The sequence below is a fragment of the Microbaculum marinum genome (genome assembly GCF_037855135.1).
Taxonomy (GTDB): Bacteria; Pseudomonadota; Alphaproteobacteria; order Rhizobiales; family Tepidamorphaceae; genus Microbaculum; species Microbaculum marinum.
The window spans coordinates 288,664-308,984 of record NZ_JAZHOF010000007.1; the positions used below are offsets into that span (position 1 = coordinate 288,664).

Sequence of the window (20,321 nt, forward strand, 5' to 3'; positions counted from 1 at the left end):
ATCTGCGGAATTTTTAGGCATCCGGGGGCTGCAAATCAGAACTTAAGTGGCGTATTGATTTGCACTGCGTCGACTGTGCGGCTGAACATCCGACGCTTGGGGATGATTCGTGGCGATAGCGGATTTGGGGCTGCTGCTGCTGCAGCTCGCACTGTATTTCATGGTCATGGCGACGCTGTTCGGCCTGAGGCATCGCTACGGCATCGGCATCTTCTTCTGCGCGCTCGGGGCGATGCATTTCCTCGAGACCTACCTTGCCGCCACCTTCTACGTCGCGGTGCCGCCGGGCATCGTCGTCTCGCCGGGATCGACGATCCTGTTCTCCGGCAAGATCATGCTGCTGCTGCTCGTCTACATCCGTGAGGACGCCGTCGCCGTGCGGCAGCCGATCTACGGCCTGTTCATGGGCAACATCCTGACCATCGGCCTCGTCGCCCTGCTGCGCGCCAACGTCATCGTCCCCACCGCCGGCCCCGCCCCCGACTTCCTGTTCATGGACCAGATGGGCACGCTGATGATCTGGGGCACGCTGCTGCTGCTCGCCGACGGCATCCTGATCATCCTCGTCTACGAGCAACTCGGCCGCTGGTACAGGGGCTCGATGCTGGCGCGCCTCGCCGCCAGCGGCGTCATCGTGCTGACCTTCGACCAGCTGATGTTCTGGCCGGTGCTGCACCTGGTGGCCGAGGTGCCGGTCGACACCTTCCTCGGCGGCTGGGTGGCAAAGGCGACGACGGCGTGCATCTGCGCCGTCCTGGTGACCGCCTACCTGCGGTATTTCGAGCCGCGGGTCTTCGACGGCTTCGCCCATCCCCGCCTGCTCGACGTGTTCGACGCCCTCACCTACCGGCAGCGCTACGAGGAACTGCTCCAGCGCACGGGCCGCGACGGGCTGACCGGGGTCTCGGATCGCGGCCAGATGGAAAGCGAGGCCGAGAACATGATCATGGGATCGATCAAGCGCGGCATGCCGGTCAGCGTGCTGCTGATCGACATCGACGACTTCAAGCGGGTCAACGACGAGTTCGGCCATCTCGTCGGCGATGCGGTGCTGCGGTCGCTGGCCCAGATGCTGACGCACAGCCTGCGAGATTCGGACCGGATCTACCGGTTTGGCGGGGACGAGTTCGTCGTCGTCTCCAACAATCTGGCGGCCGATGGCGCCAGGTCGCTTGCCGACCGGCTGCACTGGCAGACGGCGACGCTGAGGAACCCGGACCTGCGCGAGCCGCTGACCATCAGCATCGGGCTTGCGACGTCCCCCCAGGACGGGACCAACTTCATTTCGCTGCTGTCGGCGGCCGACAAGCGCCTGTACTCGGCGAAGACCACCGGCCGCAATCGCGTCGTGGGGACCGATGGCGAACCCGGCGACGACGCGGCCGGCCTTGTGCGTCAGACCTGAGCCGGCATCCGCACCGGCCGCCCGCCTTCGAAATCCCACCGCCAGTTGTCCGATCCTGCGGCGATCCGCACGCCGCCGACCCAGCGTTCCGGCGGGCCGAGGGACATGTAGTCGCGCTCGCCCGCCAGCACGGCCCGTCCCGCCCCGGTCAGCGCGATCCGGCGCTGCGGCCAGTGCGCGTCCGCGCCGTCGGGATCGACGGCGATTGCCGGATCGGCGGCGGCAAGCATCGTCTCGACGATGTGCAGGAACATCAGGTCGCCGAGCCATGGCTGCGGCTCCTTCTCCACCATCAGGTCGCGGTAGACCATGCCGATCGGCATCTGGCCGCCCGACAGGATCTCCAGCACCATCGCCTCGGTGAAGCCCGCGCCGCTGCGCACGGAAGGAAGCTCCTGGAGGTGCCGGAGGACGGCGCCCCGCATGTGGGGAAGCGCCGCTGCGCCGGGGCCCCTCGCAGCCGCCTCCACGGCGCCGTACAATGAAACGGGTTCCGGAGCCCGCAGATGCCTCCAGACCCGGGCGCCCAGGTCCAGTTGTTCGCGCGAGATGGCCCGGCGCTTCGACCAGAGCAGCCTCAGCGCCTCGGGCGGCAGCTGCCCGAGACCGATGAACCTGATCGAGCCGGGAAAGCGGTCGATGTCTATCAGTTCCAGCGTCGAAGCCGCGCCGAACTCGGCGAACTGCACAAGACAACGGGCCAGAATGAGCTGATCGTAGCTGTCGTGTTCGAACCACAGCACCACCCGCTCGTACCGGGCGGCGGCCGACGCCAGTGCCGCTTCTTCGCTTTCGAGTCGAGCCAGGCATCGCGCCTTCGTCAGCCCCATTTCCGCGCCGTAGGCGTCAGCCAGGAAGCCGGCCCGCCGGTCCAGGAAGTCGTCGGCAGCCACAACCGGGCCCTGGCAGAACGGATCGGAGTATTCGAGGAAGTCGCCGGAAAACCCTGCGTCGGACAGGGCCTGCTTCACGTCCATTCCGCACCGGATGTGCAGCGTGTCCATGTCAGTGTCCAGCGTTCGACCCGACTGCATGTCGGACCGGTTGCGCTCCATAGCCGCGATATGGCTCTTGAGGGCGGGCCAGCTCGGGAGGCCGAGTTCACGTGCGATCACGAGTTGGGCGTCCGATAGCCGGTCGAGGCCGTCCGGGCGGGAGCCGTCGCGGCGAGCATCCGGATGGTTCGCCCGGATGCGTTCCATTGCGTCCGGGTCGCCCGATTTCAGCGCCTTGAGCAGGTCCTTGGCGCGCTTCTTCTGCTGTTCGAGATTGAGCCGAAACGGGTCGGCTGCCCGCTGGTCGCGGTCGGTCATGACGGAATCCCCTTTCCGAGGCCTGTGTCCGCCGGCAGACCGAAAAGGGATCTGAGAACGTCAGTCCAGTCCGGAGCGATCGTGGGCGCAGCCCTTTCCGCGGACGTGGAGGCCCCGACCGGGCCGCCACTAGAGTTGACGACTCCTGCGTGGCCCGTCAAGCGCGCCCGCCGGCCATTCGTCCACAGTTGTCCCGGAAGGCCAAGTGCGCGCTTGCCGGCCGCGCGGACTCCGCCTATACGCACGGCTTTGATGACCGCTGCGCCCGCCCCCTCGCCGATTACCTTTCCGCATCGCCACCTGTTGGGCATCGACCAGCTTTCGCCGGCCGACATCGTCAGCCTCCTCGATCTCGCCGACGGCTTCGTCGACATCAACCGCCAGGTCGAGAAGAAGCTGTCGACGCTGCGCGGCCGAACCCAGATCAATCTGTTCTTCGAAGCGTCGACCCGGACGCAGAGTTCGTTCGAACTCGCCGGCAAGCGCCTCGGGGCGGATGTCATGAACATGTCGGTCGGTTCGTCGTCGGTGAAGAAGGGCGAGACCCTTCTCGATACGGCCGTGACGCTGCATGCGATGCATCCCGACCTGATCGTCGTTCGCCATCATTCGGCGGGCGCGGTGGAACTTCTCGCCAGGAAGGTCGGCTGTTCGGTGGTCAATGCCGGGGACGGTGCACACGAGCACCCGACGCAGGCACTGCTCGACGCGCTGACGATGCGCCGCCACAAGGGTCGCCTGCAGGGTCTCACGGTAGCGATCTGCGGCGACATCCTGCACAGCCGCGTCGCCCGCTCCAACATCCTGCTGCTCAGCGCGGTCGGCGCCCGGGTCCGTCTCGTGGCGCCGTCTACGCTGCTGCCCGCTGGTATCGAGCGCACCGGCGTCGAGATCTACACTGACCTTGGAACCGGTATCCGCGACGCCGATGTCGTGATGATGCTGCGGCTGCAGCGAGAGCGCATGCAGGGTGCGCTGGTGCCGTCGGTCCGGGAGTACTTTCATTATTTCGGCCTCGATGCGGCGAAACTGGCCCTCGCCAGACCCGATGCCATCGTCATGCACCCCGGCCCGATGAACCGCGGAGTGGAAATCGACAGCGACGTCGCCGACGGCCCGCAGAGTGTCATCCGCGAGCAGGTCGAAATGGGCGTCGCCGTGCGTATGGCGGTGCTCGAGGCTCTCGCCCGCAACCTGCCGAACGCGTGAGGTCGCAGATGGCAGTATGGGGATCTCCGGAAAGGTTCGAGCGCGAGCGTGTGGCTCCGGTCGGCTTCCACAACGCCAGGCTCGTCGATCCGTCTACAGGTCGCGACGAAATCGGCGGGCTGCTGGTACGGAAAGGGCGCATCGCCGATATCGGCTCGCATCTCAGCGCTGAGACGTTTCCCGAAGACGCGGAGATCGTCGACGCCGGCGGCAAGGTCGTCGCGCCGGGGCTCGTCGACATGCGGGTGTTCACTGGCGAACCCGGCTTCGAGCATCGCGAAACGATCGCCTCCGCCAGCCGCGCCGCAGCGGCCGGAGGTGTCACGACAATGGTGTGCATGCCGGACACCGATCCGGTGATCGATGACGTCGCGCTCGTCGACTACGTACAGCGGCTGGCGCGCGGCACGTCGATCGTACGCGTGCGGCCGATGGCGGGCCTCACCAAGGATCTCAACGGCGTGGAGATATCGGAGATCGGGCTCCTTTCGGAGGCCGGTGCTGTCGCCTTCACCAACGGCAGGCGGCCGATCACCAACGCCCAGACCATGCGCCGCGCTTTGACATACGCCAGGGATTTCGATGCCCTGATCGTGCACCATCCGGAAGATCCCGACCTGGTCGGCGAAGGCGTCATGCACGAAGGCGAAACGGCGACACGCCTCGGCCTTCCCGGCATTCCCGCCGAGGCCGAGACCGTCATGCTGTCGCGGGATCTGAAGCTCGTCGGGCTCGCGGGAGGTCGGTATCACGCCGGGCAATTGTCCGCGGCAGCCTCGCTGAAGACCCTCCGCCGCGCCAAGGACAAGAACCTGCCCGTCACCGCCGGAGTGTCCATAAACAATCTGACGCTCAACGAGAACGACGTCGGCGCCTACCGCACATTCGTGAAGCTGTCGCCGCCACTTCGGACCGAAGACGATCGGCTGGGGCTTGTCGAGGCTCTTTCGGAAGGCCTTATCGACGTGATCGTCTCGAGCCACGATCCTCAGGACGTGGAGACCAAGCGCCACCCCTTCGCCGAGGCCGAAGACGGTGCCATAGGTCTGGAGACGCTGCTGGCTGCCGCGCTGCGGTTGTACCATTCCGGAGACGTGCCGCTGATCCGCCTGATCGATGCCATGTCCACACGGCCGGCAGGGCTTCTCGGTCTGGAAGGGGGAAGCCTGGAGGCGGGCAAACCAGCCGACATCATCTTCTTCGATCCCGACATGCCGTGGATCGTCAAGGTGGACGAACTGTCGTCGCGATCGAAGAATACGCCATTCGAGGATGCCCGGATGCAGGGTCGCGTTCTGCGGACGATCGTTGCCGGGCGGACTGTCTACGATTACGGTTCCCGCTGACCGAGGCCGGAACGCACGACATGCCCGAACCGACAAGTTGGAGTGCCGCTCTGCCCTACCTGCTCGCAGCGCTGGTGTTCGGGTACCTCGCGGGCTCGATCATGTTCGGTCCCATCGTGACGAGGCTGTTCGGGCTGGGCGACCTTCGGACCATCGGCTCCGGCAACGTCGGCGCCACCAACGTGTTGCGCACCGGCCGCAAGCTGCCCGCGGGACTGACCTTTCTCGGTGACGCGTTGAAGGGTACCGCAGCGGTGGTGATCGCCGCCCAATGGGGGGCGGACACCGCGCTGTGCGCTGCGCTCGGCGCCTTTCTCGGCCACCTGTTCCCGGTATGGCTGAAATTCCGCGGCGGCAAGGGGACGGCCACCTACATCGGCTTGCTGCTGGGGCTGTACTGGCCGGCCGCGTTCTTCTTCGCCGCCCTCTGGCTGCTGACCGCCTTCACCACGCGGTATTCGTCGCTCTCCGCGCTCGTCGCCAGTTTCTTGTCTCCGATCCTGTTTGCGGTCGTCGGCCAATGGCAGAATGCCGGACTGTTCGCCTGTCTCACGGTTCTGTTGTTTTTCCGGCACGCAGCGAACATCCGTCGACTTGTTCGTGGCGAGGAGAGCCGCATCGGCCGCGCCAGGTCGTGACCGGCAAAGGGGGAAGGCACGCCGCCGTCCTGACGGATCGCCAGAAGCTTGAATGGTTGCGGCTTCTGCGCAGCGAAAATGTGGGGCCGGCCACCTTCCGCCTCCTGATCAACCGTTTCGGGGGCGCCAGGGAAGCGCTGGAAGCCCTGCCGGAACTGTCGGCCCGCGGAGGTCTGAAGCGGTCGATCCGCATATGTCCGCTCCACGATGCGGAACGCGAACTGGCAATGGCGTCGCGATTGGGTGCGCGCCTCGTCACGGCGGGAGAAGCCGGCTATCCGCCGCGGCTTGCCGGTGTGGAGGGCGGGCCGCCGCTTCTCTACGCATCCGGCAACCTTGCGGTCACCGGCCGGCCGATGGTTGCCATCGTGGGATCGCGAAACTGCTCTGCGCTCGGGCGCCGGTTGGTCACGATGCTGGCCAACGACCTGGCGGCGGAGGGAATCGTGGTGGTCTCCGGGCTGGCGCGCGGGATCGATACTGCCGCTCATCAGGCATCGCTCGCGGGTGGAACAATCGCCATAGTTGCGGGCGGACACGGTCACCTTTACCCCGCCGAGAACGTTCCACTGGCGGAGGAAATAAAGACTTCCGGCGCGATCCTCTCCGAGATGCCGCCGGACTGGGTGGCCCGTGCCAAGGACTTTCCCCGCCGGAACAGGATTATCTCGGGTGTGTCGTACGGAGTGGTCGTGGTTGAGGCGGCCGCCCGGTCCGGCTCGCTGATCACGGCACGCTGCGCGCTTGAGCAGGGTCGTGAGGTTTTCGCGGTGCCGGGTTCGCCGCTCGACCCGAGAGCGGACGGCACCAACCGGTTGATTCGGCAGGGAGCGACGTTGACCCGAAAGGCCGACGATGTGCTGGAAGTCCTGCGTCCCATGCTGGGGATGCCGCCGCCGCCGGTTGCACCTCTGTCCGAGCCTGATACGGGCTCGAGAAGACCGGAGGACATCGACGAGTCGGACCGTCGACAAATTATCGATGCACTCGGACCGAGCCCGGTCGCGATCGACGACATCCTGCGGCTGACGGGCCTTTCGGCCGGACAGGTCATGCTGGCTCTGATCGAACTGGAGCTCGCGGGACGAATCGAACGCCACGCCGGCCAACGCGTCTCGCTGATCTAAAGAGTAGATAGGACTAGCGACCGGTGCGCTTCGCGGTTGCGGCTTCTTCCCTGGCCGCGTCATCCGCCATCTTCAGCAGATACGCTACCAGATCCAGGCCGGCCCTCTCTGCGAGCTGGATCATCTCCGGCAGGACACCGGACAGATATTCTACCGCATCCGATGCGGGAATCCCGTCTAAGTGCTTGTTTTGTTTGGATGTGTTCTGATTTTTCCGTAGTCGTGCCACATAATGCCCCTTAGCCTCAAGCGTTGCCTCGAGATGTGACGCTCAGATAGCCAAGGCAGCATTCGCGGCTGTGGCGATCGTGCATCCCGCCAATGTATTTACCTTAAGTTGTGCATTTAAATAAATACACTTTTTAAGTGTATGTCCGTACTGCGCGGGGCACGGCCATGCTGGCCGGGGAGAAGGCGGAGTTTGACTTGGGATGAAGCATTCCCCATTTTCGCGGCCGATATCTCGCGGCGAAGCGCCGCTTCGATTTACCGAAAGTCACCGGCATCACCATGAATGTTGTAATCGTCGAGTCACCGGCGAAAGCCAAAACGATCAATAAATACCTCGGCAGCGACTACAACGTGCTGGCGTCGTTCGGCCATATCCGCGACCTGCCGTCGAAGGATGGGTCCGTCCAGCCGGACCAGGATTTCGAGATGACCTGGGAGGTCGATCCGAAAAAGAGCAAGCAGGTCTCGGAGATCACCAAGGCCGTCAGGGCGGCCGATCGCGTCATCCTGGCGACGGACCCCGACCGCGAGGGCGAGGCCATATCCTGGCACGTGCTGGAGGTGCTTCGCCGCAAGGGCGTGCTCAAGGACAAGCCGGTCGAGCGCGTGGTGTTCAATGCGGTCACGAAGCAGGCCGTTCTCGACGCCATCGCCCACCCCCGAGAGATCGACGGGCCGCTGGTCGAGGCCTACCTCGCCCGCCGGGCGCTCGACTACCTCGTCGGCTTTACGCTGTCGCCGGTCCTCTGGCGCAAGATTCCCGGCGCCCGTTCCGCCGGCCGCGTGCAATCGGTGGCGCTCAGGATCGTCTGCGACCGCGAAGCGGAGATCGAAAGCTTCGTCCCTCAGGAGTACTGGTCGATCGTGGCCGGCCTTCTGTCCGAGGGGAACGGCTTCGAGGCGCGTCTGACGGCCGCCGACGGCAAGAAGATCGACCGCCTGACGGTCAACTCCGGGGACTGGGCGGATACGCTCAGGAAGGCGCTCGAAGGCGCGACCTATCGGGTGAATTCGGTCGAGAAGAAGCCGGTCAAGCGCCATCCGCAGCCGCCGTTCATGACGTCTACGCTTCAGCAGGAAGCCTCACGCAAGCTCGGCTTCTCCGCCGACCGGACGATGCGCACCGCGCAGCGGCTCTACGAAGGCGTCACCGTCAACGGCGAGGCGGTCGGCCTCATCACCTACATGCGTACCGACGGCGTGGAGATCGTTCCCGAGGCGATCAACGCCGCGCGCAACGTGATCCGGTCCGACTACGGCGAGCGCTACCTGCCGTCCTCACCGCGCGTCTATCGCACGAAGGCGAAGAACGCCCAGGAAGCGCACGAGGCGATCCGGCCGACCGACCTGGGACGTCGGCCCTCCGACGTCGCCCGCAGTCTCGACGAGGATCAGGCGCGCCTCTACGAACTCATCTGGAAGCGCACGCTGGCCAGCCAGATGGAATCGGCCGAACTGGAGCGCACCACCGTCGACATCGAGGCGGCCGGTTCCGACGGCAAGGTCTACGGTCTTCGTGCTGTAGGAACCGTGCAGCGATTCGACGGGTTCCTCACCCTCTATCAGGAGGGCAGCGACGACGATGCGGAAAACGAGGACGACCGCCGCCTGCCCCCGGTCAGGGAAGGCGAAAGCCTCGATTTGGAAAAGATCACGGCGACGCAGCATTTTACCGAACCGCCGCCGCGCTACACCGAGGCGACGCTGATCAAGCGGCTGGAGGAACTCGGCATCGGCCGGCCGTCGACCTACGCGGCGACGCTGAAGGTACTGCAGGATCGCGAGTATGTCCGCCTGGACAAACGCCGCCTCCTCCCGGAGGCGAAGGGGCGGGTGGTTACTGCATTTCTCGAAGGCTTCTTCAAACGCTACGTCGAGTACGACTTCACCGCCGATCTGGAAGAGAAGCTCGACCGCATCTCGAACGGCGAGATCGGCTGGCAGGACGTGCTGCGCGAGTTCTGGCGCGACTTCACCGCCGAGATCGAGGCAACGAGCGACCTCAAGACCTCCGAGGTCTTCGAGGCGCTCAACGAAATCCTCGGTCCCTACCTGTTCCCGCCGAAGACCGACGGAACCGATCCGCGAACGTGCCCGTCCTGCGAGACCGGACGGCTGTCGATCAAGCGCGGCAAGAACGGGCCGTTCATCGGCTGCTCGAACTATCCCGACTGCCGCTATACCCGCGATCTGACGGCCTTGGGCGACGGCGACGAGACCGCCGTCCTGGAGAACGGCGTGCGGGTTCTGGGCACCGACCCGGAAAGCGGACTGGAAGTGACGGTCCGCACGGGCCGGTTCGGCCCCTACGCCCAGCTTGGCGAAGCCGAGAACGGCGAAAAGCCGAAGCGCGCCTCCCTGCCGAAGGGCGTCGATCCCGCCTCGATTGAGTTCGAACAGGTCCTGGCCTACCTGTCGCTGCCGCGCCAGGTCGGCATCCATCCGGAGTCCGGCAAGCCTATCACGGCAGGCATCGGGCGCTATGGCCCGTTCGTTCTGCATGACGGCACCTTTGCCAATCTGGATTCGGTGGAGGAGGTCTTCACCGTCGGCTTGAACCGTGCGGTCGCGGCAATCGCGGAGAAGCAGCAGCGTGGCGGCAGGCGGGGCGCCGCGGCAACCATCAAGGCGCTCGGCGACCACGCGGATTTCGGCGGCCCGATCGAGGTCAAGGCGGGCCGCTACGGTCCCTATGTCACCAACGGCAAGATCAATGCGACCTTGCCCAAGGGGACCGACCCGGAATCGGTCACAATGGATACGGCCGCCGAACTGCTTGCCGCCAAGGCGGCCAAGGGCGGCGGCAAGAAAACCTCCAAGCGTGCTTCCAAGTCGGCCGGGAAAAACTGATGGCAGCCGGTCGCCGGCCCGCAGGTGGACGGACCAGGGACAAGGCTACGCTGCCCAGCCGTGAGGCGATACTCGAATTCCTGCGGGAGCATCCCGGCAAGGCGGGCAAACGCGAGATCGCTCAGGCCTTCGGCATCAAGTCCAATGACAAGATCGCCCTGAAACGGCTGCTCCGCGAAATGGCTGATGAAGGCCTGATCGAGGGGCGGCGGAAGGGGATCAAGCGTGCGGGACACCTCGCCCCGGTCGAGGAACTGGAAATCACCGGCCGCGACCGCGACGGTGAATTGATCGCAAGTCCCACCGATTGGGACGATGAAGCGCACGGCGCTGCCCCGATCATCTCGATCGTTGCCGAAAGAAACAGAAAGTCGCGCGTTCCCGCCCCCGGCATCGGCGACCGGGTAATGGTGCGCATCAGGCAGATCGAGGGGGAAGACGGCGGGTTCCTTCACGAAGGTCGTGTCGTTCGCGTGCTGGACCGCAAGCCGCGAACGGTCATAGGCGTGTTCGAACCGCAGTCCGGCGGCGGCGGCGTAATCCATTCCGTCGACAAGAAGGATCGCCGGGACCTGGTTGTGGCTCCAGGCGATGCGGGAGACGCGAAACGCGGCGACCTGGTCGCGGTGGAAGTGAAGCGGGGGACACGCTCCGGCCCGTCCCACGCGATCATCCGCGACATCGTCGGCGACATGAGAGGCGAGAAGGCCGTCAGCCTGATCGCGATCCTCACGCATGGCATCCCGCATGAATTTCCCGAAGCGGCCATTGAGGAGGCGAATGCCGCCAAGCCCGCTCCGCTGAAAGGCCGCGAGGACCTGCGCAAGCTGCCGCTGATCACCATAGATCCGCCGGACGCGAAGGACCACGACGATGCGGTGCATGCCGCTCCCGACACAGATCAGGACAATCCCGGCGGTTTCGTCATCACCGTCGCGATCGCCGATGTCGCCTGGTATGTCCGCCCGGGAAGCCCGCTCGACCGATCGGCGCGCGAACGCGGCAACTCCGCCTACTTTCCCGACCGGGTCGTGCCGATGCTGCCCGAGCGGCTTTCGGCGGACCTCTGTTCCCTGAAGGCGGGACAGGACCGGCCTGCCATCGTGGCGGAGATCATCGTTGGCCCGGACGGGCGGATGCGCCGGCACCGGTTCGCCCGGGCGATGATCAAGGTCGCGGCGAATCTCAGCTATGCCCAGGCGCAGGCGGCCATAGACGGGCGGCCGGACGACATGTCCGGGCCGCTGGCGGAGACAGTTCTCGAGCCGCTGTGGGACGCATACGCTGCCGTCGCCAGGGCGCGGGACGCGCGCGAACCTCTCGAACTCGACATCCCGGAGCGCAAGCTGGTTCTCGACAAGAACGGCCGGGTGGAACGGGTTTACGTTCCCGAGAGGCTCGATAGCCACCGCCTCATCGAGGCGTTCATGATACTGGCGAACGTCGCTGCTGCCGAGGCACTGGAAAATCGTCACACTCCCCTGCTCTACCGCGTGCATGACTCACCCTCTCCGGAAAAGCTCGCTGCGCTGGCCGACTTCCTCACGTCCATCGATCTGAAGCTGCCGAAGGCCGGTGTTCTCCTGCCCCACCATTTCAACGGCATTCTCGAGCGCGTCTCCGGCAGCGAGCACGAGCGGCTGGTCAACGAAGTGGTGCTGCGCAGCCAGGCACAGGCGGAGTACTCGGCGGAGAACTACGGCCATTTTGGCCTCAACCTGCGCCGCTACGCGCATTTCACCTCGCCGATCCGCCGCTATTCGGACCTGATCGTCCACAGGGCCCTCGTCCGTGCATTCGATCTGGGCAAGGACGGGCTGACCGACGCCGAAATCGGCGAACTCGACGAAATCGCCGCGCATATCTCCGCGACCGAACGCCGCGCCATGGCAGCCGAGCGGGAAACCGTGGACCGTCTGACGGCGAATTTCCTCGCCGACCGTATCGGAGCGGTGTTCGAAGGACGCATCACCGGCGTCACCCGCTCCGGCCTCTTTGTCAGGCTTGAGGAAACCGGCGCGGACGGCTTCATTCCGGCGGGCACGATCGGCGCGGACTATTACCGTTACGACGAGGGCGGTCAGCGAATGGTGGGCGACAAGACCGGTGAGTCCTTCACGCTCGGCGATCAGGTCGAGGTGAAACTCGTCGAGGCCGTACCGCTTGCCGGCGCCCTGAGGTTTGAGATCGTCAGTGAGGGTCGCTATGTAAGTGCGAAGGCCGGCAGCCGCCGCACTGCACGGCGCGGCGGTGCGCGTGGCAGGGATTCCGGTCGTGCGCCCCCGGGCAAAGGCAGCAAGGGCCGCGGCACCAAGAAACGTCGATAGGACCACGATGACCGATTCCCAATCCATGCGATGGCACGAGGGCCAGATGGCGCTTGAACCTCGCAACGTCAGCGAAGCGATGCTGCGAGGACTGACGCTGCGCTGCCCGTCCTGCGGACAGGGCAAGCTCTATCGGGGCTATCTCAAGGTCGTCGATTCCTGCCCGTCCTGCGGACAGGAGATGCACCATCATCGAGCCGACGACGCGCCTCCCTATTTCACCATCGTCATTGTCGGCCACATCGTGGTGCCGGTGGTGCTTGTCATCGAGCGCATGTTCGCGCCCGCGCTTTGGCTGCAGGCGGTCGGTTGGACGGCGATCATCGTGGCGATGTGCATGATCCTGTTGCCGAGCGTGAAAGGTGCGCTGGTTGGTCTGCAATGGGCCAATTACATGCACGGCTTCGACCCCCGCTCGGACGGCCGAGAGGATTGGGACGGCCTCGATCCCGAACGCTATGCCCCGGCCAAACTCGAGACATGACGAAAGAGATACCGCTCGTCGGTGAGGCGGAGAAACGCCTCCGGTATCCCAATCTCAAACCGGCCGATTCAGCTTCCATAGTAATTCTGGACCGAAGGAAGGGCGTGCCTCACGTGCTGATGGGGCAACGCAGCAATGCGCACGTCTTTTATCCCGGAGCCTTTGTCTTTCCCGGCGGCCGGGTCGATCCGGACGATGCCAGCGCACCGGCAGCGGCGGAGCCCAGCGAGGACGCGATCGCCCGCCTGAAGGCGAAGATGCGCGGCAGGCCAAGCAACAGGCGGGCGCGAGCGATCGCGCTTGCCGGCATCCGGGAGGCATTCGAGGAGGCGGGCCTGCTGATCGGCAGACCGGCGCCCGCCCCTGAAAGCGCCCCGGAGGACTGGCAGGGCTTCATCGCACACGGACTGCTGCCGGATCCTTCGTCGCTCGTCTACTTCATGCGGGCGATCACGCCACCGCGCCGGCCCAGGCGGTTCGACAATCGGTTCTTCGCCATCGACGCCTCCGCGATCGCACTCGACCTTCCCAGGGATCAGCGCCCCAGCGACGAACTCGGCGACCTCGTCTGGGTGCCGCTCTCGGACGTGAAGTCGCTCAGGCTTCCCAACATCACGAAGGTCGCGATGGAAGAGTTGCAGGCGCACCTCGATACGGCTGGGGGACTCGCCGCCGACCTGCCGGTCCCCTACTATTACGCGGTCGGAAGCCGATTCCGCCGCGATCTCCTCTGACAAGATCGGACCGACGGCCTTCCCGCCAAGGATGATGTCGTATCGTGGTTCAGCATTCGGTCGACAGATCGGAGACGCAATCGGCGTCGGCCGCCGCCGGGCGCCTGCGCTCGATCATTGCGGCGATCGCCTGCATTTCCGTCGTCGGCTTTTCGCTGAGCCTTACGTTGCCGCTTCTCTCGCTGATGCTGGAGGCGCGGGGCATCTCCGACACATGGATCGGGATCAACACGGCATTCGCTGGCTTCGCCGCACTTGTCATTTCCCCGATGACGACCGCACTGGTCCGACAGTTCGGAACCACGCGGCTCATCTATCTGTCGATCCTCGCAGGCTGCGTCTCGCTCCTGCTGTTGTCGCCGGCGCCGTTCTGGCTCTGGTTTCCGCTCCGCTTCATTCTTACCGCAGCGATCACCGTACTGTTCGTGACCAGTGAATTCTGGATCAACGCCACCGCCCCCGATCACAGGCGGGGATTCATCATGGGCATCTATGCGTCGGTCCTGTCGATCGGGTTTGCACTGGGACCTGCCGTCCTCGCGGTGTTCGGGAGCGACAGCCCGATCCCCTTCATCATCGCAATCGGTGCCCTTCTGGCTGCCGCCGTTCCGGTCACCATGGCCGGCGGCTTCGTACCGAAAGTGGAAGGACGCGCCAGACACAGGCTCGTTGCGCTTCTTTTCATGGCGCCGGCCGCGACACTTGCGGCCTTCGTCTACGGGTCCGGCGAGTCAACCATGTTCGCCTTCATGGCGTTGTGGGGGATCCGCGGTGGCATGGGCGAGACGCAGGCGGCACTCCTGATTACCATGGCCGGACTCGGCAACGTCGTTTCCCAGATACCTCTCGGGCTGATTGCCGACCGGACGAACCGGACACTGGCCATGGCCGTCTGCGCAGCCCTTGGTTTCGTCGGGGCCGCGCTGCTGCCGTTCACGATCGACACGCCCTGGCTGATCTTTTCCATCATCTTCGTGTGGGGCGGCATATCGGCCGGCCTCTACACCATTGGCCTGACGCAGCTCGGGGCCCGGTTTACAGGTGCCGACCTGGCGGCCGCCAACGGCCTCTTCGTCATGCTCTACGCACTGGGAATGATCATCGGTCCGCCGATCGCCGGGGTTGCGATGGACGCCTGGCCGGGCTTCGGCATGCCGATGGCCATAGCTCTGTTCTTCGGCCTCTATTCGGCGATGGCCTTCATCCGATGGATGACGAAGGGCGAACCGCTGATTTCGCCGCCGCAATCTTGACTTTTGACCGCCGGGGCGTAGGTTGCCGCACGAAATACATTCCCGCTCCCGCACCATTGCGGTGGACGACGGGTTCCACAACGAGGACAATGCAGATGGCCAAGCCGACAACGGTCAAGATCCGGCTCGTGAGCACCGCCGACACGGGCTACTTCTACGTGACCAAGAAGAATACCCGGACGATGACGGAAAAGATGTCCGTGAAGAAGTACGATCCGGTCGTGCGCAAGCACGTCGAGTTCAAGGAAGCCAAGATCAAATAGCCGCAAATCGGATTGCTGCGACTTGCAAAGGCACCGTCCAGGACGGTGCCTTTTTTGGTATGATCGCCTCAACAATGACAATCACGATGAGGAGCGCGCCATGAATGCCCCGATAGTGACCGACACGCTCAGGTCCGTCCGGATCCCCAACCAGGCGATCATCGGCGGAGGGCTGAGGGATGCCGCGTCCGGCAAGACCTTCGACTGCGTCAGCCCGATCGACGGTACCGTGCTCGCGCAGGTCGCAGCCTGCGACGTGGAGGACGTTGACCGCGCCGTGAAGGCGGCCCGACGCGTCTTCGACAGCGGCGAATGGTCGATGGCGACCCCGCGCAAGCGCAAGGCGGTGATGAAGGCCTTCGTCAAGCTCCTCCAGGACCATGCCGAAGAGCTGGCGATGCTAGAGACGCTGGATGTCGGCAAGCCGATCTCGAATTCCCGATCCGTCGACATACCGGGCTCCATCAGCTGCATCGAGTGGTACGCCGAGGCAATCGACAAGGTCTACGACGAACTGGCGCCGACGGGTCCCAAAGCCGTTGGCATGATCACCCGCGAGCCGCTGGGCGTCGTCGGCCTCGTCGTTCCCTGGAACTATCCGCTGCTGATGGCCTCGTGGAAACTCGGACCGGCGCTGGCGGCGGGGAACAGCGTCATACTCAAACCGGCCGAGCAGTCGCCATTGACCGCAATCCGGATAGGCGAGCTGGCGCTGGAGGCAGGCTTCCCCGAAGGCGTCGTTCAGGTCTTGCCGGGCTTCGGGGAGACGGCCGGCCAGGCGCTCGGCCGGCACATGGACGTCGACATGATCGCCTTCACCGGATCGACGGAGGTCGGCAAGTACTTCCTGAGGTACTCCGGCGAGTCAAACATGAAGCACGTCAGCCTCGAGTGCGGCGGAAAGAAGCCGAACGTGGTGTTCGCGGATGCGATCGATCTGGACGAGATCGCCAAGCAGACCGCCGTCGGCGTCTTCTACAACGCCGGCCAGACCTGCACGGCGGCGACGCGTCTGATCGTGCAGGAAGGCGTGCACGACGCCCTGATGGAGAAGATCAAGGCCCTGGGAACACAATGGCAGCCCGGCAATCCGCTGGACGAGAAGACCGCCATGGGACCCGTGGTCGACCGGACCCAACTCGATCGCGTGCTTGGCTACATCGAGACCGGCCGCGGGGAAGGTGCCGAACTCGCATTCGGCGGCAGCCGTGCACTCGAGGAGACCGGCGGCGTCTACGTCGAGCCGACCATCTTCGACCGTGTCGACAACAAGATGCGCATCGCCCAGGAAGAGATCTTTGGGCCGGTCCTGTCCACCATCACGTTCAAGGACGAGGACGAGGCGCTGCGGATCGCCAACGATTCGATGTACGGGCTCGCCGCCGCGGTATGGACGCGCGACATCAACAGGGCGCACCGGCTTGCGCGTTCGATCAAGTGCGGCCTCGTGGCGATCAACGACGTTGACGGGGGCGACATCACGACGCCCTTCGGCGGATACAAGCAGTCCGGCATCGGCCGCGACAAGTCGCTGCACGCCTACGACAAGTACTCTCAACTGAAGACGACCTGGATCGCGCTGAGCTGAGCGCGGTCCCGGGAGTTGAGTATCGCTGGAAGCCGCGCGCATCTCGGCAATCGGTGGCCGGTCGGAGGCGGGTCATACGAGGAGGCCACTCTAACCGCACTCCGACCGGCCTAACCCCACGGACCCAGGAGATGCGGCGGACCTGAGCATTCCGTAGGGTATTCGGTCGCTGTCCATGGAGTCGCCCTGCCTCGGGCCCCAACGGGACAGGAATTAATCGGCCCAGAGGTTAGCCCCGCAGGCGAAAGAATCAATTTAATTTTACGAAAGGGAACGGCAATAGGCCATTAAGGTAAAGATGTCTCGGCGCCGATCGCTGAATCCGCGTCGAATTCGCCGATATCTATTAAGCCGCCTTATGCGGAGACAATCGGTCCGCGCACGGCGCTCGTATCGAGGGACTGCAATTATTTCGCCTGATCGTCCGCCTCGCCGTCGCCCAGGTAGTGCTTCACGGTTTCGACGAACTTGGCCACGGAGATCGGTTTGGAGATATAGGCTTCGCAGCCGCCCTTCCGGATGCGTTCCTCGTCGCCCTTCATGGCGAAGGCGGTGACCGCGATGACCGGAATCGACTGCAGTTCGTCGTCTTCCTTGATCCAGCGGGTGACGTCGAGGCCGGACACCTCGGGCAACTGGATGTCCATCAGGATGAGATCGGGGCGGTGTTCGCGCGCGAGTTTCATCGCCTCGGTGCCCTGCCGCGTCTGCACCGTCTCGTAGCCGTTGGCGACGAGCAGATCGTTGAAGAGCTTCATGTTGAGCTCGTTGTCTTCGACGATCAGTATCTTCTTCGCCATAGCCATCGTGTCCCCGGACGCCTCGGGAGAATTCTCGGCCCGCATCCCGGTCTGTTGAACGCCGGTTTCGAAGTTGCCGCGAACCACGGTAACCTTAGAAGTGAATCCTTACGCAAAAGCAAACCGGTCAAAGTCACATGACGTCTCTCTCCCACCGTGATGCAGCCGAGGCCCTGGCGCTCCAGGCCCTGTCGTTCCTTGCACGGGAGCCGGAGCGGATCGCACGATTTCTGGCCAATGCCGGAATCGGGCCGGAGCAGTTGCGGCAGGCCGCAGGCGAACCCGGCTTTCTCGGCGCGGTCCTGGACCACCTGATGTCCGATGAGCCGCTGCTGCTGATGTTCTCCGAAGACGCCGGACTGAACCCGACCGCAGTGGCGGCGGCGCGGCGGGTTCTCATGGACGATGCGGAGGGATAGAACATATGCCCCACTCCCCTCGCGCGACATCGAGGCATGACCGATACCGAAACGCCCTTGCGGCTTGGAATTGATCTTGGCGGCACGAAGATCGCCGGGATTGCGTTCGATCGTTCCGATCGCATCCTCGCCGAGACCCGGCGCGATTCCCCGCGCAACGACTACGACGCGACGATCGCTGCGATCGTGGACACCATCGGTGAACTCGAGTCGCTGGCCGGCGCGCGCGGATCCATCGGGATCGGTATGCCGGGTTCGGTCTCGCCGGTTACCGGCTACGTGCAGAATTCGAACTCCGTCTGGCTGAACGGCAAGCCTTTCGCCGAAGACACCCAGGCAGCTCTCGGACGGCCGGCGCGCTTCTGCAATGACGCCAACTGCTTCGTCCTTTCGGAAGCGACCGACGGTGCGGCCGCAGGCGCCAGAAGCGTGTTCGGCGTGATCATGGGCACAGGTTGCGGGGGCGGCATCGTCGTCAACGGGCAGATCGTCGACGGGCCGAACGGCACCGGGGGCGAATGGGGCCACGTCCCGCTTCCGTGGGCGCAGCCGGACGAGCACCCCGGCCCGATGTGCTGGTGCGGGCGGCCGGGTTGCCTGGAGCCGTGGATCTCCGGCACCGGCCTGGAGCGCGACCATGAGGCAGCGACCGGCGAGGTCTTGAGCGCGCGCGATATTGCCGCGCGAGCAGCCGACGATCCTGGCTGCCAGGCAACGCTGGACCGCCACCAGTCCCGCCTCGCGCGCGCACTCGCCATGATCGTCAACATGATCGACCCGGAGGTGATCGTCCTGGGCGGCGGTCTTTCGCAGCTCAGCCATCTCTACACGGGGCTGCCGGACGCGATGATGCCCTTCATCTTCGCAGATGCCCCCGTCAGGGCGGATATCCGCCCGCCCCGCTTCGGCGACGCCAGCGGCGTGCGCGGCGCGGCCAGGTTGTGGAGCATCGGCGAACACCCCTGAAAACGCTTGCGCAGATCGGGGCGTACGGCTCTATGATCACCTTCCGTTCCACCGGCCGAGAGACGGAATGCCGGCTGTGCCCGCCATCTGTCTGGACTGCTCAGCGCAGCCGCTCGAAGCAGGTTTGCGATGCCCGAGCTGTGGCGGCCCGCGACTGATCCGGCATCCCGAACTGCTGAGTCTCTCGATCGCCCACATCGACTGCGACGCCTTCTACGCGGCAATCGAGAAGCGAGACGACCCGTCGCTTGCCGACAGGCCGGTGATCATAGGCGGCGGCCGGCGCGGCGTCGTGTCGACGGCCTGCTACATCGCCCGCATCAACGGGGTGCGTTCGGCCATGCCGATGTTCAAGGCGCTGAAGGCCTGCCCCGATGCCGTCGTCATCAGGCCGAACATGCAGAAATACGTCGCGGTGGGGCGTGAGGTGCGTGGGCTGATGCAGGAGTTGACCCCGCTCGTCGAGCCGATGTCGATAGACGAGGCGTTTCTCGATCTGACCGGCACGGAGGGTGTCCACAAGATGGCACCGGCGGGAACGCTCGTGCGGTTCGCGCGGCGCGTCGAGGCCGAGATCGGGATCTCGGTTTCCATCGGTCTCAGCCACAACAAGTTCCTCGCCAAGATTGCCTCGGACCTGAAGAAGCCGCGCGGCTTCTCCGTCATTGGCCGCGCGGAGACGATGGCGTTCCTCAAGGCGAAGCCGGTCGGGACGATATTCGGCGTCGGCACGGCGATGCAGAACCGGCTTGCGAGCGACGGGATCCGCTTGATCGGCGATCTGCAGTCGCGGAGCGAGGCAGATCTCGCCCGCGCCTATGGCTCGCAGGGGATCCGGCTGTCACGCCTGTCGCGCGGTCTCGACGACCGGCTGGTTTCGCCGAACCGGGCGGCCAAGAGCGTCAGCTCCGAAACCACCTTCAACGACGACATTTCCGATCCGGAGGAGTTGAACCGCATCCTCTGGGGCCTGAGCGAAAAGGTGTCTCGGCGCCTGAAGAAGGCCGACCTCTCCGGACGGACGATTACGCTGAAGCTCAAGACCGCCGGCTTCCGTATTCTGACCCGGTCACAAACGGTGAGCGCGCCGACCCAATTGGCCGACCGCATTTTCGACGCCGGCCGGCGCATGCTGCTGGACGCGGCCGACGGCACCCGGTTCCGGCTGATCGGCATCGGCGTTTCGGAGTTCGGCCCGGAGGCGCCGGCCGACCTGACCGATCTCATCGATCCCGGCCCGGCCCGCCGTGCAGCCGCCGAACGCGCGGTGGATGCGGTTCGCGACCGGTTCGGCGACGCCGCAGTCCAGCGGGGCATCGGCTTCACGAGCCGGCCCCTGAAACGGCAAGCAGACTGAGGGTCGGCGCG

The 20,321-nt window shown here is 65.0% G+C and carries 18 protein-coding genes; 15 read left to right on the forward strand and 3 right to left on the reverse strand.

The window, feature by feature from the left end; translation table 11 throughout:
• Positions 1-109 precede the first annotated feature (109 nt).
• The gene (locus tag V3328_RS18055) at positions 110-1,405 is read left to right on the forward strand and encodes a GGDEF domain-containing protein (RefSeq protein WP_340331090.1); all 1,296 of its coding nucleotides are present in this window, start codon (positions 110-112) and stop codon (positions 1,403-1,405) included.
• Here V3328_RS18055 and V3328_RS18060 read toward each other — a convergent pair.
• On the reverse strand, positions 1,396-2,718 hold the full coding sequence (locus V3328_RS18060; RefSeq protein ID WP_340331091.1) for a DUF1835 domain-containing protein: 1,323 nt from the start codon (positions 2,716-2,718) through the stop codon (positions 1,396-1,398). The genes V3328_RS18055 and V3328_RS18060 overlap by 10 nt on opposite strands.
• Before the next feature lie 252 nt (positions 2,719-2,970).
• On the opposite strand from V3328_RS18060, the gene V3328_RS18065 reads away from it, so the two are divergent.
• Genes V3328_RS18065 through dprA form a run of 4 tightly spaced genes read left to right on the forward strand, consistent with a single transcriptional unit; the run spans position 2,971 to position 7,038 of the window.
• A complete protein-coding gene (locus V3328_RS18065) occupies positions 2,971-3,927 on the forward strand; it encodes an aspartate carbamoyltransferase catalytic subunit (protein ID WP_340331092.1) in 957 nt (318 codons plus the stop codon).
• 8 nt (positions 3,928-3,935) lie between these two features.
• A complete protein-coding gene (locus V3328_RS18070) occupies positions 3,936-5,273 on the forward strand; it encodes a dihydroorotase (protein WP_340331093.1) in 1,338 nt (445 codons plus the stop codon).
• Between the two features lie 20 nt (positions 5,274-5,293).
• Positions 5,294-5,911 carry a glycerol-3-phosphate 1-O-acyltransferase PlsY gene (plsY, locus tag V3328_RS18075; RefSeq protein ID WP_340331094.1) on the forward strand — a complete coding sequence of 206 codons (618 nt, stop codon included), beginning with the start codon at positions 5,294-5,296 and terminating at the stop codon, positions 5,909-5,911.
• Entirely contained in the window at positions 5,908-7,038 is a 1,131-nt protein-coding gene (gene dprA / locus V3328_RS18080) for a DNA-processing protein DprA (RefSeq protein WP_340331095.1), read from the forward strand. The genes plsY and dprA overlap by 4 nt, the downstream gene beginning before the upstream one ends.
• A gap of 13 nt (positions 7,039-7,051) precedes the next feature.
• On the opposite strand, the gene V3328_RS18085 is transcribed toward dprA, so the two are convergent.
• Positions 7,052-7,267: a hypothetical protein gene (locus V3328_RS18085; RefSeq protein WP_340331096.1), complete on the reverse strand. Its 216-nt coding sequence runs from the start codon at positions 7,265-7,267 to the stop codon at positions 7,052-7,054.
• A 281-nt stretch (positions 7,268-7,548) separates the two neighbouring features.
• Between V3328_RS18085 and topA the strand changes: the two genes are divergently transcribed.
• The 7 genes from topA (at position 7,549) to V3328_RS18120 (ending at position 16,768) form a co-directional block, all read left to right on the forward strand.
• A complete protein-coding gene (gene topA / locus V3328_RS18090; RefSeq protein ID WP_340331097.1) occupies positions 7,549-10,119 on the forward strand; it encodes a type I DNA topoisomerase in 2,571 nt (856 codons plus the stop codon).
• Positions 10,119-12,446 carry a ribonuclease R gene (gene rnr, locus V3328_RS18095; RefSeq protein WP_340331098.1) on the forward strand — a complete coding sequence of 776 codons (2,328 nt, stop codon included), beginning with the start codon at positions 10,119-10,121 and terminating at the stop codon, positions 12,444-12,446. The genes topA and rnr overlap by 1 nt, the downstream gene beginning before the upstream one ends.
• Positions 12,447-12,492: 46 nt before the next feature.
• Entirely contained in the window at positions 12,493-12,930 is a 438-nt protein-coding gene (locus V3328_RS18100) for a DUF983 domain-containing protein (protein ID WP_340331099.1), read from the forward strand.
• Positions 12,931-13,034: 104 nt separating this feature from the next.
• Positions 13,035-13,664 (forward strand): NUDIX hydrolase, encoded by a 630-nt coding sequence (locus tag V3328_RS18105; protein WP_340331100.1) that lies wholly within the window; start codon positions 13,035-13,037, stop codon positions 13,662-13,664.
• Positions 13,665-13,708: 44 nt separating this feature from the next.
• Complete coding sequence (locus V3328_RS18110) at positions 13,709-14,917, forward strand: MFS transporter (protein ID WP_340331101.1); 1,209 nt, start codon at positions 13,709-13,711, stop codon at positions 14,915-14,917.
• A gap of 95 nt (positions 14,918-15,012) precedes the next feature.
• On the forward strand, positions 15,013-15,180 hold the full coding sequence (rpmG, locus tag V3328_RS18115) for a 50S ribosomal protein L33 (protein ID WP_340331102.1): 168 nt from the start codon (positions 15,013-15,015) through the stop codon (positions 15,178-15,180).
• A gap of 100 nt (positions 15,181-15,280) precedes the next feature.
• Complete coding sequence (locus tag V3328_RS18120; RefSeq protein ID WP_340331103.1) at positions 15,281-16,768, forward strand: aldehyde dehydrogenase; 1,488 nt, start codon at positions 15,281-15,283, stop codon at positions 16,766-16,768.
• Positions 16,769-17,175: 407 nt separating this feature from the next.
• On the opposite strand, the gene V3328_RS18125 is transcribed toward V3328_RS18120, so the two are convergent.
• Positions 17,176-17,568: a response regulator gene (locus tag V3328_RS18125; protein ID WP_340331104.1), complete on the reverse strand. Its 393-nt coding sequence runs from the start codon at positions 17,566-17,568 to the stop codon at positions 17,176-17,178.
• 137 nt (positions 17,569-17,705) lie between these two features.
• Here V3328_RS18125 and V3328_RS18130 point away from each other — a divergent pair, with 137 nt between their 5' ends.
• The 3 genes from V3328_RS18130 to V3328_RS18140 all read left to right on the forward strand — a co-directional run bounded on the left by V3328_RS18130 (position 17,706) and on the right by V3328_RS18140 (position 20,310).
• Positions 17,706-17,987, forward strand: a complete 282-nt coding sequence (locus tag V3328_RS18130; RefSeq protein WP_340331105.1) for a DUF3572 domain-containing protein — start codon at positions 17,706-17,708, stop codon at positions 17,985-17,987.
• A 36-nt stretch (positions 17,988-18,023) separates the two neighbouring features.
• Positions 18,024-18,953 carry an ROK family protein gene (locus V3328_RS18135; RefSeq protein ID WP_340331106.1) on the forward strand — a complete coding sequence of 310 codons (930 nt, stop codon included), beginning with the start codon at positions 18,024-18,026 and terminating at the stop codon, positions 18,951-18,953.
• 67 nt (positions 18,954-19,020) lie between these two features.
• Entirely contained in the window at positions 19,021-20,310 is a 1,290-nt protein-coding gene (locus tag V3328_RS18140) for a DNA polymerase IV (protein ID WP_340331107.1), read from the forward strand.
• Positions 20,311-20,321: the final 11 nt, after the last annotated feature.

Bases quoted from the DNA above. Each gene is read 5' to 3' on its own strand.
- V3328_RS18070 (WP_340331093.1), top strand. From the start codon at position 3,936: ATGGCAGTATGGGGATCTCCGGAAAGGTTCGAGCGCGAGCGTGTGGCT.
- V3328_RS18120 (WP_340331103.1), top strand. From the start codon at position 15,281: ATGAATGCCCCGATAGTGACCGACACGCTCAGGTCCGTCCGGATCCCC.
- V3328_RS18100 (WP_340331099.1), top strand. From the start codon at position 12,493: ATGGCGCTTGAACCTCGCAACGTCAGCGAAGCGATGCTGCGAGGACTG.
- V3328_RS18065 (WP_340331092.1), top strand. From the start codon at position 2,971: ATGACCGCTGCGCCCGCCCCCTCGCCGATTACCTTTCCGCATCGCCAC.
- V3328_RS18125 (WP_340331104.1), bottom strand. From the start codon at position 17,568: ATGGCGAAGAAGATACTGATCGTCGAAGACAACGAGCTCAACATGAAG.
- V3328_RS18140 (WP_340331107.1), top strand. From the start codon at position 19,021: ATGCCGGCTGTGCCCGCCATCTGTCTGGACTGCTCAGCGCAGCCGCTC.
- plsY (WP_340331094.1), top strand. From the start codon at position 5,294: ATGCCCGAACCGACAAGTTGGAGTGCCGCTCTGCCCTACCTGCTCGCA.
- rpmG (WP_340331102.1), top strand. From the start codon at position 15,013: ATGGCCAAGCCGACAACGGTCAAGATCCGGCTCGTGAGCACCGCCGAC.
- topA (WP_340331097.1), top strand. From the start codon at position 7,549: ATGAATGTTGTAATCGTCGAGTCACCGGCGAAAGCCAAAACGATCAAT.
- V3328_RS18135 (WP_340331106.1), top strand. From the start codon at position 18,024: ATGACCGATACCGAAACGCCCTTGCGGCTTGGAATTGATCTTGGCGGC.
- V3328_RS18130 (WP_340331105.1), top strand. From the start codon at position 17,706: ATGACGTCTCTCTCCCACCGTGATGCAGCCGAGGCCCTGGCGCTCCAG.
- rnr (WP_340331098.1), top strand. From the start codon at position 10,119: ATGGCAGCCGGTCGCCGGCCCGCAGGTGGACGGACCAGGGACAAGGCT.
- V3328_RS18060 (WP_340331091.1), bottom strand. From the start codon at position 2,718: ATGACCGACCGCGACCAGCGGGCAGCCGACCCGTTTCGGCTCAATCTC.